Source organism: Plantibacter sp. ME-Dv--P-122b, from assembly GCF_030209375.1.
In the GTDB taxonomy this organism is placed as follows: Bacteria; Actinomycetota; Actinomycetes; order Actinomycetales; family Microbacteriaceae; genus Plantibacter.
In genome coordinates this window covers 313,803-328,891 of sequence record NZ_JARVSC010000003.1, presented here as the reverse complement: position 1 = coordinate 328,891, position 15,089 = coordinate 313,803, and the positions used below count along the sequence as shown (strand labels likewise).

Here is a 15,089-nt window from a genome sequence, read left to right as displayed (position 1 = left end):
GCGGTGCGCGTCCTTCTCACCGGTGGTGCCGGCATGCTCGGTTCGAGCATCGCCGAGGTCTGGCCCACGCTCCGCGCCGCCGACGAACTGATCGTGGCGACGCGCGCGGACGCCGACCTCACCGATCGTGCCGCCGTCGCCGCCCTCATCGGGCGCACGTCGCCGGACGCGATCGTGCACGCCGCCGCGAAGGTCGCCGGCATCCAGGCGAAGCTGCAGCGTCCCACCGACTTCCTGCTCGACAACCTCCTGATCGACACCTCGGTCATCCGAGGCGCCATCGACGCCGGTGTCTCCGAACTGCTCTACGTGTCGAGCGCGGCGATCTACCCCGAGGGGCTCCCGCAGCCGATCGGTGAGGGCGCGCTCCTCAGCGGCACGCTGGAGGGCGCGAACGAGGGGTATGCGCTCGCGAAGATCGCCGGGACGAAGCTCTGCGAGTACGCGAGTCGGCAGTACGGGTTCGCCTATCGCGCAGCAGTGCCGTCGAACCTCTACGGCCCGGGCGACGACTACACCCACGGTCAGGCGCACCTCATCGCCGCCGCCCTCGGCAAGGTGCACGCCGCCGTGGCGAGCGGCTCCGATGAGGTCGAGGTCTGGGGCGACGGCACCGCCCGACGCGAATTCACCTACACGCCCGACCTCGCGGCGTGGCTCGTCACGCAGCTCGGCATACTCGACGCATGGCCCGTCACGCTCAACCTCGGGCCGGGCGTCGACCACAGCATCACCGAGTACTACGAGGCAGCCGGTCGTGCCGCCGGCTTCACCGGCCGCTTCCGGTACGACGCCACCAAGCCTTCCGGCGTGCACCAGCGCCTGCTCGACTCAGCCGCCGCCCGTGCGCTCGGCTGGAACCCCACCACCCCGCTCGCGGCCGGCGTCGCCGCGAGCTACCACGCCTATCTCGCAGCTCAGGAGCCACAGACAGCATGACCGACGACACCTTCGACTCCGGTTTCCCCCTCGCGACCTCCTCCTGGGACGCCGCGGAGTACGCCGCCATCCAGCGCGTCGTCGACAGCGGCCGCTTCACCATGGGTCCGCTCGTCGCGCAGTTCGAGCGCGATTTCGCCAGTGCGTTCGGCGCCGGGTTCGGCGTCATGGTCAACTCCGGGTCGAGCGCGAACCTCCTCGCGATCGCCGCTGCCGTCCTCGACGACCGGGTCGACCTGCAGGCGGGCGACGAGGTCTTGGTGCCCGCCGTGTCCTGGGCCACCACCTACTACCCCCTTCAGCAGTACGGCCTCATCCCGAGCTTCGTCGACATCGACGTCGACACCCTCAACCTGGACCTCGCGCTCGCCGAGGCCGCGATCACCCCGCGCACCAAGGCGATCTTCGCGGTCAACCTCCTCGGCAACCCGAACGACTTCGCGGCGCTCACGGCGCTCGCCGAACGTCACGGTCTCCTCCTGCTGGAGGACAACTGCGAGTCGCTCGGCGCGAAGGACGACGGTCGGTTCGCCGGTACGGTCGGAGCGATGGGCACGTTCAGCGCCTTCTTCTCCCACCACATCTCGACGATGGAGGGCGGGATGATCCTGACGGACGACGAGGCCACGGCGCAGATGCTCATCTCGCTGCGGGCCCACGGCTGGACCCGTGGACTCCCCGAGCAGAACGCCGTCCACGACAAGTCGGGCGACGAGTGGGACGACCTCTTCCGCTTCGTCCTTCCCGGGTACAACGTCCGTCCGCTCGAGATGTCCGGCGCGATCGGCATCGAGCAGATCCAGAAGGTCCCACAGCTCATCGCTGGTCGTCGGGAGAACGCCGTGTACTGGACGGAACGCTTCGCCGACCTCGATTCCGTGCGCATCCAGCGCGAGCAGGGCGAGAGCAGCTGGTTCGGCTTCTCCCTCGTGCTCGAGGGCGCGCTCGCCGGCCGACGCAAGGAGGTCGTGCAGGCGTTCGCTGCCGAGGGGATCGAGTCGCGGCCCATCGTGGCGGGCAACTTCACGAAGAACCCGGTCATGAAGTACCTCGACGCGAAGGTCCCGGCCGAACTCCCCGCCGCCGACAAGATCCACGAGGACGGACTGTTCGTCGGTAACCACCACTTCCCGGTCCACGCCGGTATCGACCGCGTGTACGACGTGGTGGCCAAACTCTCCTAGGCTGGGTCTGCGCGGCCGCCCCACCGGTCCGCAGCAGCTTCCGTTCCACTGTCCACCTCTTCCCCCAAACCGACGAGGACCGTGCACCGTGACCCAGCCGATCAACGCGCCATCGAACGACGTCCTGACCCTCGGCGAGGCGGCCTCGCGGCTCCTCGGCTGCCGGGCGGTGCTGTTCGACCTCGACGGCGTCATCACCCCGACCGCCGAGATCCACATGCACGCCTGGGCGAAGCTCTTCACGGACGAGCTCCTCGCGCACGGGATCACCGAGCCGTACACCGACGCCGACTACTTCCAGTACATCGACGGCAAGCCGCGGTACGACGGGGTGCGCGCGATGCTCGCGTCACGCGGCATCACGCTCCCCGAGGGTTCGCCGACCGACGCGCCTGAGCTGGAGACGGTGTGCGGTCTCGGCAACCGGAAGAACTCGGTGTTCACGGCCGTCCTGGAAGCGGACGGCATCGCCGCGTACCCGGGATCGTTGACCTTCCTCGACACGGTCGAGCAGGCAGGCCTCGAGGTCGCCGTGGTGTCGAGTTCCAAGAACGCCGAGGTCGTCCTCCGCGCGGCAGGACTCCGGAAACGGTTCACCGTCGTGATGGACGGCGTCGTCGCCGCGCGCGAAGGCATCGCCGGCAAGCCCGCGCCGGACACCTACGTCGAGGCCGGTCGCTTGCTCGGCTACGCTCCGTCCGAATGCGTCGTCGTCGAGGACGCGCACTCCGGGGTCGAGGCCGGGCGCCGCGGCGACTTCGGTCTCGTGCTCGGCGTCGACCGTGGTATCGGACACCAGGCGCTCATCGATGCGGGAGCCGACGTGGTGGTCGATGACCTCGCCGACCTCGTCGACCCACTGCGGTCGGCTTCGCGAACAGCCGGGCCGGACGCGCCGGCCGACCCACAGACCCCCACGGCACCCCACGACTCCTCCGAGGACCAGGCATGAACCACATCACCAGCGACCCGCTCGACCGTCACCGGTTCCCGCTCGACGACTGGGCGCTCGTCGAGACCCATGTCGACGCGGACGACGAGGGCACGACCGAGACCCTGTTCGCACTCGGCAACGGCTACCTCGGTTTCCGCGGCAATGTCGAAGAGGGCCGCGACGGCCACGTCCACGGGACGTTCATCAACGGGTTCCATGAGACCTGGCCGATCCGTCACGCCGAGGAGGCGTTCGGCTTCGCCCGCGTCGGTCAGACGATCGTCAACGCGCCCGACACGAAGGTCGTCCGCCTCTACGTCGACGACGAGCCCTTGATCCTCAACGACGCCGACCTCCTGGGCTTCGAGCGTCGCCTCGACTTCAAGACCGGTGTCCTCAGTCGCGAACTCGAATGGCGGACGCCCTCCGGGAAGCGCGTCCACATCCGCTCCCGTCGCATGGTGTCCTTCACCGACCGCCACCTCGCGGTCCTCGACTACGAGGTCACGCTGCTCGACGCGGATGCCTCGCTCGTGCTCTCCAGCCAGATCATCAACCGCCAGGACCGCCAAGACGACTACCTGACGAACGCGCCCGAGCCGGGGATGGGCGACCCGCGCAAGGCTGAGTCCCTCACCGAGCGGGTGCTGCAGCCGCGGTACAAGCTCATCGACGGTCCGCGCGCGATGCTCGGGTACCAGACGACGAACTCCGGCATGACGATCGTCGCCGGCGCCGACCACACGATCGAGACCGAGAACGAGTACGAGGTCTCGACGCACATCGAGGCTGACCTCGCGAAGCACGTGTACACGATCCGAGGCCGCGCGGGCGTGCCCACGAAGCTCACGAAGATCATCAGCTACCACACGTCGAACGCCGTCCCACCGAAGGAGCTCGCCGACCGCTGCGCCCGCACGCTCGACCGTTCCGCTGAGAACGGCATCGAATCGGCGATCCGCAACCAGGAGCTGTGGCTCGAGGACTTCTGGGCGCGCTCCGACGTCGAGGTCCACGGACAGCCGGCCATCCAGCAGGCGACGCGCTGGAACCTCTTCCAGCTGGCGCAGGCGTCCGCGCGCACGGATGGTGGCGGTGTCGCGGCGAAGGGCGTGTCCGGCTCCGGGTACGGCGGCCACTACTTCTGGGACACCGAGGTCTACGTCCTGCCGTTCCTCAGCTACACGGCACCGCTCGTCGCGCGGAACGCCCTCCGGTTCCGCCAGAACATGCTCGACGCCGCCCGCTCCCGCGCGACCGAGCTCAACCAGCACGGCGCCCTGTTCCCGTGGCGCACGATCAACGGGCTCGAGTCGTCCGCCTACTACGCGGCCGGAACGGCGCAGTACCACATCGACGCCGACATCTCCTATGCGCTGCGGCAGTACGTCGCGGCGACGGGAGACGAGGACTTCCTCGCCCGCGGAGCCGTCGACATCTTCGTCGAGACGGCGCGCATGTGGGCCGACCTGGGCTTCTGGCGAGCGAACGGCAAGGACTCGTTCCACATCTACGGGGTCACGGGGCCGGACGAGTACACGACCGTCGTGAACGACAACCTCTACACGAACGTCATGGCGCGGGCCAACCTGCTGTCGGCCGTCGAGGCCGTGGAGCGCCTCCGTGAGGACGATCCGGCCTCCTTCGAACGCCTGGTCACGCGGCTGTCGCTCGACGACGCCGAGGTCCGAGAGTGGCAGCGCGCCGCCGAGCACATGCACATCCCCTTCGACAAGCGGCTCGGCATCCACCCGCAGGACGCCCAGTTCCTCGAGAAGGAGCTGTGGGACCTCGATCACACGCCTCCCGAGCACCTTCCCTTGCTCCTGCACTTCCACCCGCTGGTCATCTACCGCTTCCAAGTGCTCAAGCAGGCGGACGTCGTGCTGGCGCTGCTCCTGCAGGGCGACCACTTCACCGACGAGGAGAAGCTCGCCGACTTCGACTACTACGACCCGCTGACGACCGGCGACTCGACCCTGTCGGCGGTCGTGCAGTCGATCATCGCCGCCGAGGTCGGGTACCAGCGGCTCGCGCTCAAGTACTTCTGGTCGGCGCTGTTCGTCGACCTCGCGAACCTGCACCGCAACACCCCGGACGGTGTGCACGTCGCCTCCACCGGTGGCGTGTGGAGCGCGCTCGTGCTCGGCTTCGCCGGGATGCGCGACCACGGCGGGGTGATCTCCTTCTCGCCGCGCCTGCCGGTCGACTGGCAGGGCATCACCTTCCGGCTCACGGTCAAGGGCACGCGGGTGCGCATCTCCGTCCGGCGCACCGAGATGCGGTTCACCGTCGAGGAGGGTGAGTCCGCCTCGTTCGTCGTCGGTGGCGGCAACGTCCTGGTCGAGGCCGGGACGACGGTCACTGTTCCGCTCGACAACCAGGGTCCGCACCTCGTCGGCGAGCCGAGCGCGAGCGACATCGAGGGGAGTCGCCGTGCCGACGGCTCGCTCATCACCGTGTCGATGCCGACGATCGCGCTCGGGCCGGCGGACACCGAGTCGATCCCGGTCATCCAGCCGCAGTCGGAGTGAGGCGACGCGGCTGGACGGCGCTGGCCCGTCGTCCAGCCGCGGCCGGTTCAGGCGAGTGTGGTCCGGAAGGTCTCGAGTGTGCGCGTCGCCACGCGTTCCCAGGAGAACTGCTTGGCGCGTTCCCCGCCCTGATCGGCGAGTTCGGCCATCCGAGCGGGGTCACTGACCGCCGTTGTCATGGCCTTGGCGATCGACTCGAGCGAGTGGGGATCGAAGTACTCGGCCGCATCGCCGGCGACCTCCCGGTACACGGGGATGTCGGAGATGAGTACGGGGAGCCCGGCCATCATGGCCTCGAGCGCGGGCAGGCTGAATCCGTCGTGGAACGACGGCATGGCGAGCGCGGTCGCGGTCTCGTACAGGTGACCGAGCTCTTCGCTGGTCAACCAGGATCGCAGCTCGACCCAGTCGTGCATGCCGACCTCATCGACGACAGCGCGCAACGGGTCCTCACCGTGGCTGCCGGTGATGACCACTCGAGGGCGGATCGCCTCGTCGACGAGCGGCAACGCCCTGATGAGACCAGCCCAGTTCTTGTGCGGGCGCCGGTTGCCCGTCGCCAGGATGAACGGGCGCTCCTTGTCCGGTCGTCGTTCGCCCATCGGCAGGGCGGTGCCGGCGAGGGGGATGAGGTCGATGCGGTCTTCCGGGAAGCCGAGGTAGGTGATGATCTCGCGCCGGGACACCTCGCTGATGGTGATCATCCGGCTGGCGTTCCGTGCGCCGAGGCGCTCCATGAACTTCACGGGTTCTGTGAACACCGGGGTGCTCATCATCTGGGGCTGGCTCCAGTAGAGCATGTCGTGCATCGAGATCACGGTGGGCATGCTGCTCCGGGCAGGACCGAGCAGAGCCGGGCAATGCAACAGATCCGCACGGTGACGCTTCGCGATGCGACCGATCGACCAGAGCTCGCCGACCGCCCACCGGAAGCGGTTCTCTCCGCTGATACCGGTGTCGATCATGTCTCCGGGGAACCAGGAACGGTCGAGCTGGTACCCTTCTTTGCTGGCGAGTCCGACGAACTCGAACTCACTGCCCTGGCGGCCGATCTCGCGGTACAGCTCGCGGGCATAGGTCTCCATACCCCCTTTCGTGCCGGTGTACGAGAGGAGGTCGACGGCTACGCGGGGCATAAGACACAAGCATACCAGTGGGGCGGCCGGGATAGGCTGGACCGCGGACCGCGGTCCGCGGTCCGATGAGCGGTGAAGGGCGGGTCCATGCCAGCAACAGCAGCAGTCGACGGACGCGTCTCCGTAGCCCTGTGCACCTACAACGGCGCCGTGTTCCTCGAGGAGCAGCTGGCCAGCATGCTCGCGCAGACCGTGCTCCCGGGCGAGATCGTGGTCAGCGACGACGGGTCGACCGACGCGACGTCCGCCATCGTCGAACGCTTCGCCGCTGAGTCGTCCGTCCCGGTGCGCGTCCTGCGGAATCCGACTCCGCTCGGCGTGACGAAGAACTTCGAGGCGGCGATCCGCGCGACCACGGGGAGCCTGATCGTCCTCTCCGATCAGGACGACGTGTGGCGGCCCGACCGCATCGAGCGTGCCGTGGCCGCCTTCGACGCGCGTCCGGAGGTCCAGATGGTGTGCTCCGACGCCCGCCTTGTCGGGGCCGACGGCGCTCCGCTCGGCACCACCCTGTTCGCCTCGCTGTCGATCGGGCCATCCGAGCGCGACCGTATCCGCGCGGGCGACGCGTTCGGCGTGCTCTTGCGACGCAACCTCGTCACCGGCGCGACCGCCATGTTCCGACGTGCGGTCGTTGACGCGGCCGTGCCGTTCCCCTCGCCGTGGGTCCATGATGAGTGGTTGGCGATCGTCGCCGCATCGCGCGGCCCGATCGAGCTGCTGGACGAACCGCTCGTCGACTACCGGCAGCACGGTGCGAACCAGATCGGGATCGTCGAGCCGACGCTGGCGTACAAGATCTCGAGACTGATGCAGCCGGGGCGCCAGCGCAACCGCGACATCGCCGACCGCGTCGCCGGGCTCGCCTCCTGGCTCGCCGAAGCTCGTGAGCCCGCGCCGCTCGCCGATCGCTCGGCCGTCGTCGCCAAAGCGGTCTTCGAGCGGTTCCGGGCCGACCTCCCTCCCTCGAGATGGCGACGGATCCTCCCCGTCCTCCTGCGTGCTCCCCGCGGGGAGTATCAGCGGTATGCGAGCCAGGGGACTCTGGACATCGTGAGGGATCTGCTGCAGCCGGCCTAGCCTCGGGTCAGCTGCCATACGGCCGCGCCGACCACGACGACGCCGACGGCGAGAAGGCCACCCCGCCAGGGCGCCCGATGACGCGCGGCGAGGAGGAGCAGCGCCATCACGACGAGTTCCCGGGCGTTCACGAGCCAGGCCGCGAGTTGCAGGTCGTGGAGGGCGACGACGCCGACTGGGAGCGACAGCAGCACGCCGACCGCTTTGATCGGACTCGCCCAGCGCATCCGGCTCTCGGCCTGGAGGACCGCCGTGACCGACCAGGCGACGACCGAGGGAGCGACCGACAGGGCGAGGACGGGGACGAGTGCGAGGGCGGGGTCCCAGTCGTCCGCGAGGAAGGGGGCCACGACCAGCTCAGCCCCGATGCCCGTCGCTACGGCGGCCATGACCGACAGGGTCAGCGATCGTCGGAGCGAAGCCTCCGTCATCGCGACGATCTCGGACCCCCGGCCGGCGCGTGCCGCTTCGGCGACGACCGGCCGGAGGACGTTGATCGCAGCCAGCGCCGCCGCGTCGCCGATGCTCCGCGACAGCGACACGGCGAACGCGTACTGACCGAGGCGTGCCCCGCCCGCGAGCGCACCGATCGAGAGACGGTCGGTCTGTCCCTGTCCCCAGCCGAGGAGTGAGAACAGTGCCGTGTGCCGGTAATCGCTGAGGACGTTCGCGGTGGGTTCGCGGGAACGCGCGTCAGCGGCTGACGTGCGGGGGAGTCGCGCTGCACGTCGCCGGTTGAGGAGGGTGAACCCCGCCTCCGCGAGCATCGCCTGCAGCGCACTGGCGAGCAGCGATCCCGTCAGCAGCAGGGTCGGGACGCTGCAGAGCAGGGACGCCAGCGATGACCATGCCTGATGCGACGCGATCTCCTTCCATCTCCCGGCTCGCTGCAGGCGGACCAGGGCGTCGATGCCCACGGCCGAGGCCGCCGGGACGATGACGAACGGCGCGAGGGCGATCGCCTGCCATCGGTCCTCCGCGTGATGGGTCAGGAGCAGGACTCCGACGGTCACGGCGAGCGCGGCGCCTCCGATCAGCGCGGACCGGACCCGGAACCGGAGGACGAACCGGTCCCCGGCCTCGGTACCTCCGTGGACGACGGCGGTCTGCCGGGCGGCCGTGTCGCCGACGGTCTGGACGAGCGTGAGGGCGAGGACCATCCAGGCGTACATCCCGACGAGGGACGGCGTGAGCCGGGCCGCCAGGACGAGCATGATGAGCGCCGAGGCCACCCGGGGGAGGATGCGCTCGAGGACCGCCCAGGCGAGATGGATCATCGGCCGCTCACAGATAGCACGTGCGTCGGCGCACGCTCTCCCGGAGCCGTCCGATCCGGCCAGCCAGCCGTTCGACGGCGAACCGCCGGCGGAGCGACCGGCGACCACTCGTGACGATGATCAACAGGCAGGCGGTGACCGAGAGGACCGCGCGGATCGGCGATGATCGCGGCATTCCAGATGCACGGTGCCGGACGTACAGATGGGTGACGCCGCGGCCGTAGTTGATGTGCTGCCGCATCACCCGTCGGAGATCGGCGCGGAGCGCGTAGGTCACGACGGCATCGGGCACGAGCACCGACGTGGCTCCGGCGAGCGCGGCTCGCCAGAAGAAGTCCGTGTCGTCACCGCCGTCGCGGAACGTCTCGTCGAACCCTCCGATCCGCTCGTACACCTCCCTCGTGAACCCGCAGTTCGCACCGAACGGGCTGGCGAGATCCCAGCCGACGAAGAGGAGTTCTCGCTGGCGCATGATGACGGTGCCGTCGGGGAGCGTGCGATCCAGCCCGCCACCGACGCACTCGGCGCCGGCTTCGAACGCGGCATGGTGCGCTGCCAGCCAGCCCTCGTGGACGATGTCGTCGGCGTCGCACAGCAGGATCCGGTCACCCCGTGCTGCTTCGACTCCTCGGTTTCGCGCGTGGTTGATGCCGGTCCGCGCGGAGGCGTCGATGAGATGCACGCGGTCGTCATTGCTGGCGACGGAACGGACGAGGTCGGCGGTTCCGTCGGTGGAGCCGTTGTCCACGACGAGCACCTCGAAGTCGACTGAGGCTTCCTGCTCCAGGAGGGCATTCAGCTGGGCGTCCAGCGTCGCTGCCCCGTCACGGCAGGGGATGACGATCGTGTACACGGGGCCTTTCCTGTGTCTGGGTCGAAGCTCGTCGGGTGTCAGGGGGTCCGTCGGAATGCTGACGGGATCGGGAACCGTTCGACGGTCGATGCGGCGGGACCGACGACGAGGGAGCCTGGAGCGACGGAGCGGGTGACGATGGCTCCGGTCCCGATCACGGACCCCCGCCCGATCGTCACGCCCGCCAACACGGTGACGCCGGCCGCCAGCCAGACGTCGTCCTCGATGACCACCGGCTCGACCTTGACGGGCTGCCCGGGGCGCACCGGATGGAAGTTCGTGTCGTAGATCCGCGCGCCGTCTCCGATCGAGACGCGGTCGCCGATGACGATCGACTGCTCGGCGTGGATGCACGACCCTTGGTTGATGAAGACGCGGTCTCCGAGGACGAGGGAGCCGCGCGGACCGGTGGAGATCGAGGAGCGCTGCGTGGTCGAGCGGAGCTTGAGGCGCGTGCCTGCCTGAAACGTCCCAGGGATCACGAGGACGGGGGCGCGCCCTTCGAAGATCGCGAGGCGCGGACTCTCACCGGCGCGGATCCACAACAGGATGCCGGCGCGGACCAGGCCCGAGGCGTTCACGGACAGTTTGTGGAGACGCAGGAGGACTCGGCGCAGCGCTTTCGGCACGGGTTCCTCCGAATCGGCGGGGTTTGGGGTTCGCTCGGTCGACCAGTATATTACAGATGTCCTCAGTTGATATTTCTCATTCCAGGGCGACATGTTCCGATAATCGAGTCCTTGAAGGCGTGCCATGACGACCGTGCTCCACGTCACCGACTGCTATGCGGGTGGGATCCCCGTGGCGATCGAGGCCTACGTGCGGAATGCACCGCCGGGGGTCGAACATCACCTGCTCGCGCAGATCCCGGACGGCGCCCCGGTCGACGACACGCTGTCCGACTGCTTCGCGTCCGTGACCGCGCTCGGGCGGCGACCGCTCGCTGCCGTGCGGTCGATCCGGCGGGTGCGTCGTCGTATCGGGGCCGACATCGTGCACGCCCACTCGAGCTTCGCCGGCGCGTACGCGCGCGTCGCCCTGCGCAGCTCGCCACGGACCCGCATCGTCTACACCCCGCACTGTTACGCGTTCGAGCGCGCCGACCTCTCCGCCTGGAGCCGCCGTACGTTCCGGGCCGTCGAATGGCTGCTGTCGTTCAACGTCGAGACCATCGCCGCCTGTTCCGAGGGCGAGGCCGCAGCCGCGGAACGGCGCGGGCCCCTCCGGCCGCGCGTCGTCCACGTTCCGAACGTGGTCGCGGTTCCGCTACCCGATGCCCGCCGAGACGGCCCGGAGCAGCACCGTCCGTTGTCGGTCGCGAGTCTCGGACGGATCGCTCCACAGAAGGATCCGATGCGCTTCGCCGACGCCGCGGCGTCGATCCGAGCGCGAGGGATCGAGGTGGTCCCGGTCTGGATGGGTGGTGGCGCGGACGACGACGTCGCCCGCTTGGAGGCGTCCGGCGTGCACGTCACCGGGTGGATCCCGCACGCCGAGGTGGGCGAGCGGCTCGCGCAGAGCGACGTCTACCTCCATACCGCCGCCTGGGAGGGGTTCCCGCTCGCCGTCCTGGAGGCGGTGCAGGCCGGTGTCCCGACGCTCGTCCGTCCGATCGCCGCGTTCGGGACGCTCCCGGACGCCCTCACGCTCGACGGTGGTCTCGAGGCGCTGGTCGCCAGCCGGCTGGCCGGACCCCGGGCGTTCGCCGCGTGGGCCGAGACGAACGTCGCCCGTTGGTCGGATCGCCTTCGGGGCCACACGCCCGACCGTCAGCGGTCGGCGCTCGCCGAGGCCTACCGGATACCGCAGGTGGCCTGATGCGGGTCGCCGTCGTGCAGTGGGGCTGCACCGGTGCTGGCCCGCTCTTCGCCGCCGAGTTGGCCCAGGCGCTCCGCGACGGCGGGTGCGACGTCGTCGTGTCGTACTCGCTCGACGCGGAGGTGGCCGATCGGTTCACAGCACTCGGCGTGCCGTCCTTCGGGATCCACACCTACCGAGCCAAGCGCGGCGCGGTGCTCGGTCTTCCGCGCCTCCTCTGGGCGGCGCTCCGGCTCGACCGATTCCTCCGGCGGCATCGCATCGACGTCGCCGTCATCGCCATGGAGCAGCTCTGGCAGGGGGTGGTCGCGCCCGTGTTCCGCTTCGGTGGTCGTCGGAGCCTGCTCTGCGTCCATGACGCGACGATGCACCCCGGGGACTTCTCGCGGCTCGAGCACCTCCTGCGTCGTGCCGAGCGTCGGGCGGCGGACGGAGCGATCGTGTTCTCCGCGCCGGTCGCCGCTGCACTCACCTCCCGTGGCGAGTTCCGCGCGGATCGCGTCCACGAGACCGTCCACGCCGCGTACCGTGTCGACCCGGGCCGGGCCGTCGTCCGATCGACGTACCGGGAGGGTGTTCCGGTCGTCGGATGCTTCGGTCGTCTGTCGGCATACAAGGGGCTCGGTCTGGGGGTGGGAGCGATCACCGAACTGCGCCGTCGCGGGATCCGGGTCCGGTTGCGGGTCGTCGGGTCCGGGACCGACGACGCCCTCGCGCTCCTGCGACACGAGGACGACGAACTCGAGAACCGCTGGGTCGGCCAGGAGGAGATCGCGCAGGTGATCGGCGGGTTCGACGTGGCCCTGCTGCCGTACACCGAGGCAAGTCAGTCCGGTGTGCTCGCCTATGCCATGGCGCTCGGGGTGCCCTCCGTCGTGACGCCGGTCGGCGGACTCGCCGAGCAGGCGATCGCGTCAGGATCGGGCATCGTGGCCACGGCGGTGACGTCGACCGCGCTCGCCGACGCGCTGGAGGGGGTCCTCACCGACGCGGGTCGCTACCAGGCGCTCTCCGCGGCGGGTGTGCTCGCTGCAGCGGGGCCGTTCTCCTGGGCGCGCGTCGCAGCGGACGTGCGCATCGCGGCAGCATCCGTCCTGCAGGCACCTCGCTGATCCACACGGGACGCAGCGGAAGCCGGCCTCCGCCGGGCCGAGAGTGCCGCCGCACCGTGCCGCAGGCTCAGGAGCAGGCACATGGCGACGATCAGCATCGGTGTGAGATGCCGGAGGAACGAGCCGTAGTCCGGCTCGAAGATCGACTGCACGATCAGGAAGGCGAGGATCGCCGCGAACAACCGGTTCTGGAACGCTGTGAGCACTGGAGCTCCGCGGGGTGCTCGAAGCCTCGCCGACCGGATCACGGTGACGAGTGATCCCCAGAGGGCGAGGAGGACGAGCGCGACGACGAGGTAGATCGCCCCGCCGCGGAGCATCAGCGGGATCGGGACGATGAACGAGGCGAAGGTGAGGACACTGTTGACGAACCCGGACACGGGACCTGTGCCGGGGAGGAACTGCACGATCAGGGTGTTGACCGATTCCGTGCTGCGATGCTCGTTCACCGTGAGGCGGTAGTGGTCGAGGTCGACACCGACGATCAACGGAAAGACGACGGAGAGCCCGGCGTAGAGCACGAGGATGACCCCCAGGGTGGCCGTCCAGCCGCGCCGCGCCCGCAGCGCGAGACGGAGCACCAGGTAGAGGCCTGCCACGAGGAACCAGTACGTGCGGAAGCTCTGCGCATAGAGCAGCATCGCGGCCACCGGCACCAGCTCGGCCAGGAGGCCTCGTCCCCGGTTGGCGATGAGGGCGAGTACTGCGCCGACGGTCAGCAGGTCCTTCGTGTACGCACCGTGGTAGATGGCGGCGAGTGCGACGCAGCTGATGATGATGGCCCAGTCCACCCACTCGGCCGTCGCAAGCCGGGTGTGCGAGATCGCGGCCGTCAGGACGAGCAGGTAACTCGCGACACCGATGAGGGCGGCGAGCGTCGGCAGCTCGGCGAGGCCCATCCAGCGGTAGACCGCGGCGATGAGCTGGAACGACGAGTCGGCCTCGGTGAACGTCCCCCGGTTCACGCTGATGATCGTGCCCTCGTCGTTCGCGAAATGCCCGGGCAGCCCTGGTTGGTCGGCTGTCACCCAGGCGAGGGCGAGCAGCGAGGCGATCACGAGGAGCGAACCACCGACGAGAGCGCGGTCAGGTTCTCGTCCGCCGACACCGCGCGTCCGTCGCGTCAACCGCCGGCGGCATTCGGTCCGGTGGGCGCTGGCCTCCGCGCGGGCTCTGGCCGCGTCCCGACGGGTCAGGTGGTGGGAGGGCTGCCCGGACGTCACGGGCGGAGGGTGTGCTCGAAGCTCACCGTCGGCTGGAGGCCGCCGAACCAGGTCTCCGCATAGTTGGACAGCTTGTGGTTGTTGTTGTCGATGGCGATCACGCGCCGACCCATCTGCAGCCCGATGAGCATGGCGTGGAGACGATCGGTGACGACCACCTCGCCGCGGGCGATCAGCCGGACGGCGGCGTCGAATCGACGTTCGGCTCGCCGCATCCACGACGCATGGTCGCGCTCCATGAAGGGCTTCAACACCGGGTGCTTCGCCGCCCGCCAGCCGAGCCACTCATGCGCTCGGAGGTCCAGGGGGTCGGCCGGCCAATCGGCGCTCTCGGAGCCCACGAGCCCGCCCGCGGTCTCCTCGTCCGTCCGGGCGATGACGATGCGTCGCTGCCGCGGTTCAGGGGCGCTGATCGGGCCGAGGAGGTGCACGGCGTCCGGCGAGAGGCTGAGGTCGTCGACCTCGTCGCGGAGGAGGTCGTAGGAGGCCTGGTCGCGGACGGCGACCCGCAGGTGGCGCCGGGCGGCGAACCGTCGGGAGAACGCCCGGCGATCCGCGTCCGTGGGGAACACGACCGACTGCGGTGCCTGGATGAGCAAGGTGGCGACCGGGAGGTGCTCCGCGAGTTCGTAGCGCGCCTCGCTCAGCACCGGGTAGAGGCCCCCGAGGTTGCCGCCGCCCTGGATGAGGACCGGGATCGACGAGTCTCGGACCCGCTCCGGCATGCTCCCGGCGCTCGAGGTCGTACGGACGGCGATGCCGTGTGCGCGCCAGAACCGGGCCTGTCCGAGGGCGATGGCCGAGTCGCCCGAGTTCCGGTGGTCTGGGAACTGCGTGTAGTGGAGTTCGGTGACACCGCGATGCAGTTCGACGAACGAGGCTTCGGCGCGCCGTCGCATGGTCTCGAGGTAGGGCATGGGTGGGTGCTCCGTTCGATCGACACCGAGCGTTGCGCTGGAATCGGATACTTCAGTTGGTCGAATACATTATGCTCGATTC

At 69.4% G+C, this 15,089-nt stretch carries 13 protein-coding genes; 7 read left to right on the top strand and 6 right to left on the bottom strand.

What is annotated here, in order from left to right:
* Positions 1-3 precede the first annotated feature (3 nt).
* The 4 genes from QRN19_RS06290 (at position 4) to QRN19_RS06275 (ending at position 5,591) form a co-directional block, all read left to right on the top strand.
* Positions 4-939, top strand: a complete 936-nt coding sequence (locus QRN19_RS06290; RefSeq protein ID WP_285025882.1) for an NAD-dependent epimerase/dehydratase family protein — start codon at positions 4-6, stop codon at positions 937-939.
* Positions 936-2,123, top strand: coding sequence for a DegT/DnrJ/EryC1/StrS family aminotransferase (locus QRN19_RS06285; protein ID WP_285025881.1), 1,188 nt, complete (start codon positions 936-938; stop codon positions 2,121-2,123). Before QRN19_RS06290 ends, QRN19_RS06285 begins: the two co-directional genes overlap by 4 nt.
* A 124-nt stretch (positions 2,124-2,247) precedes the next feature.
* Positions 2,248-3,075, top strand: a complete 828-nt coding sequence (locus QRN19_RS06280; RefSeq protein WP_285026739.1) for an HAD family hydrolase — start codon at positions 2,248-2,250, stop codon at positions 3,073-3,075.
* Complete coding sequence (locus QRN19_RS06275; RefSeq protein ID WP_285025880.1) at positions 3,072-5,591, top strand: glycoside hydrolase family 65 protein; 2,520 nt, start codon at positions 3,072-3,074, stop codon at positions 5,589-5,591. The genes QRN19_RS06280 and QRN19_RS06275 overlap by 4 nt, the downstream gene beginning before the upstream one ends.
* Before the next feature lie 47 nt (positions 5,592-5,638).
* Here the strand turns inward: QRN19_RS06275 and QRN19_RS06270 are convergent, their stop codons facing one another.
* Positions 5,639-6,727 carry a glycosyltransferase family 4 protein gene (locus QRN19_RS06270; protein ID WP_285025879.1) on the bottom strand — a complete coding sequence of 363 codons (1,089 nt, stop codon included), beginning with the start codon at positions 6,725-6,727 and terminating at the stop codon, positions 5,639-5,641.
* A gap of 87 nt (positions 6,728-6,814) precedes the next feature.
* Between QRN19_RS06270 and QRN19_RS06265 the strand changes: the two genes are divergently transcribed.
* Positions 6,815-7,807: a glycosyltransferase family 2 protein gene (locus QRN19_RS06265; RefSeq protein WP_285025878.1), complete on the top strand. Its 993-nt coding sequence runs from the start codon at positions 6,815-6,817 to the stop codon at positions 7,805-7,807.
* On the opposite strand, the gene QRN19_RS06260 is transcribed toward QRN19_RS06265, so the two are convergent.
* From QRN19_RS06260 to QRN19_RS06250, 3 genes are read right to left on the bottom strand one after another with little or no spacing between them, the layout of a single operon-like run.
* The gene (locus QRN19_RS06260) at positions 7,804-9,084 is read right to left on the bottom strand and encodes a lipopolysaccharide biosynthesis protein (protein WP_285025877.1); all 1,281 of its coding nucleotides are present in this window, start codon (positions 9,082-9,084) and stop codon (positions 7,804-7,806) included. The genes QRN19_RS06265 and QRN19_RS06260 overlap by 4 nt on opposite strands.
* Positions 9,085-9,091: 7 nt before the next feature.
* Complete coding sequence (locus tag QRN19_RS06255; RefSeq protein ID WP_285025876.1) at positions 9,092-9,937, bottom strand: glycosyltransferase family 2 protein; 846 nt, start codon at positions 9,935-9,937, stop codon at positions 9,092-9,094.
* A 38-nt stretch (positions 9,938-9,975) separates the two neighbouring features.
* On the bottom strand, positions 9,976-10,566 hold the full coding sequence (locus QRN19_RS06250; protein WP_285025875.1) for an acyltransferase: 591 nt from the start codon (positions 10,564-10,566) through the stop codon (positions 9,976-9,978).
* Between the two features lie 124 nt (positions 10,567-10,690).
* Between QRN19_RS06250 and QRN19_RS06245 the strand changes: the two genes are divergently transcribed.
* Positions 10,691-11,755: a glycosyltransferase family 4 protein gene (locus QRN19_RS06245; protein ID WP_285025874.1), complete on the top strand. Its 1,065-nt coding sequence runs from the start codon at positions 10,691-10,693 to the stop codon at positions 11,753-11,755.
* On the top strand, positions 11,755-12,867 hold the full coding sequence (locus QRN19_RS06240; RefSeq protein ID WP_285025873.1) for a glycosyltransferase family 4 protein: 1,113 nt from the start codon (positions 11,755-11,757) through the stop codon (positions 12,865-12,867). Before QRN19_RS06245 ends, QRN19_RS06240 begins: the two co-directional genes overlap by 1 nt.
* Here QRN19_RS06240 and QRN19_RS06235 read toward each other — a convergent pair.
* A complete protein-coding gene (locus QRN19_RS06235; RefSeq protein ID WP_285025871.1) occupies positions 12,753-14,090 on the bottom strand; it encodes a hypothetical protein in 1,338 nt (445 codons plus the stop codon). The genes QRN19_RS06240 and QRN19_RS06235 overlap by 115 nt on opposite strands.
* The gene (locus QRN19_RS06230) at positions 14,087-15,007 is read right to left on the bottom strand and encodes a polysaccharide pyruvyl transferase family protein (protein ID WP_285025870.1); all 921 of its coding nucleotides are present in this window, start codon (positions 15,005-15,007) and stop codon (positions 14,087-14,089) included. Before QRN19_RS06230 ends, QRN19_RS06235 begins: the two co-directional genes overlap by 4 nt.
* Between the last annotated feature and the right edge of the window lie 82 nt (positions 15,008-15,089).

Excerpts from the sequence above, each read along its gene's own strand:
- QRN19_RS06285 (WP_285025881.1), top strand. The coding sequence starts at position 936 with ATGACCGACGACACCTTCGACTCCGGTTTCCCCCTCGCGACCTCCTCC.
- QRN19_RS06275 (WP_285025880.1), top strand. The coding sequence starts at position 3,072 with ATGAACCACATCACCAGCGACCCGCTCGACCGTCACCGGTTCCCGCTC.
- QRN19_RS06270 (WP_285025879.1), bottom strand. The coding sequence starts at position 6,727 with ATGCCCCGCGTAGCCGTCGACCTCCTCTCGTACACCGGCACGAAAGGG.
- QRN19_RS06265 (WP_285025878.1), top strand. The coding sequence starts at position 6,815 with ATGCCAGCAACAGCAGCAGTCGACGGACGCGTCTCCGTAGCCCTGTGC.
- QRN19_RS06260 (WP_285025877.1), bottom strand. The coding sequence starts at position 9,084 with ATGATCCATCTCGCCTGGGCGGTCCTCGAGCGCATCCTCCCCCGGGTG.
- QRN19_RS06245 (WP_285025874.1), top strand. The coding sequence starts at position 10,691 with ATGACGACCGTGCTCCACGTCACCGACTGCTATGCGGGTGGGATCCCC.
- QRN19_RS06240 (WP_285025873.1), top strand. The coding sequence starts at position 11,755 with ATGCGGGTCGCCGTCGTGCAGTGGGGCTGCACCGGTGCTGGCCCGCTC.
- QRN19_RS06230 (WP_285025870.1), bottom strand. The coding sequence starts at position 15,007 with ATGCCCTACCTCGAGACCATGCGACGGCGCGCCGAAGCCTCGTTCGTC.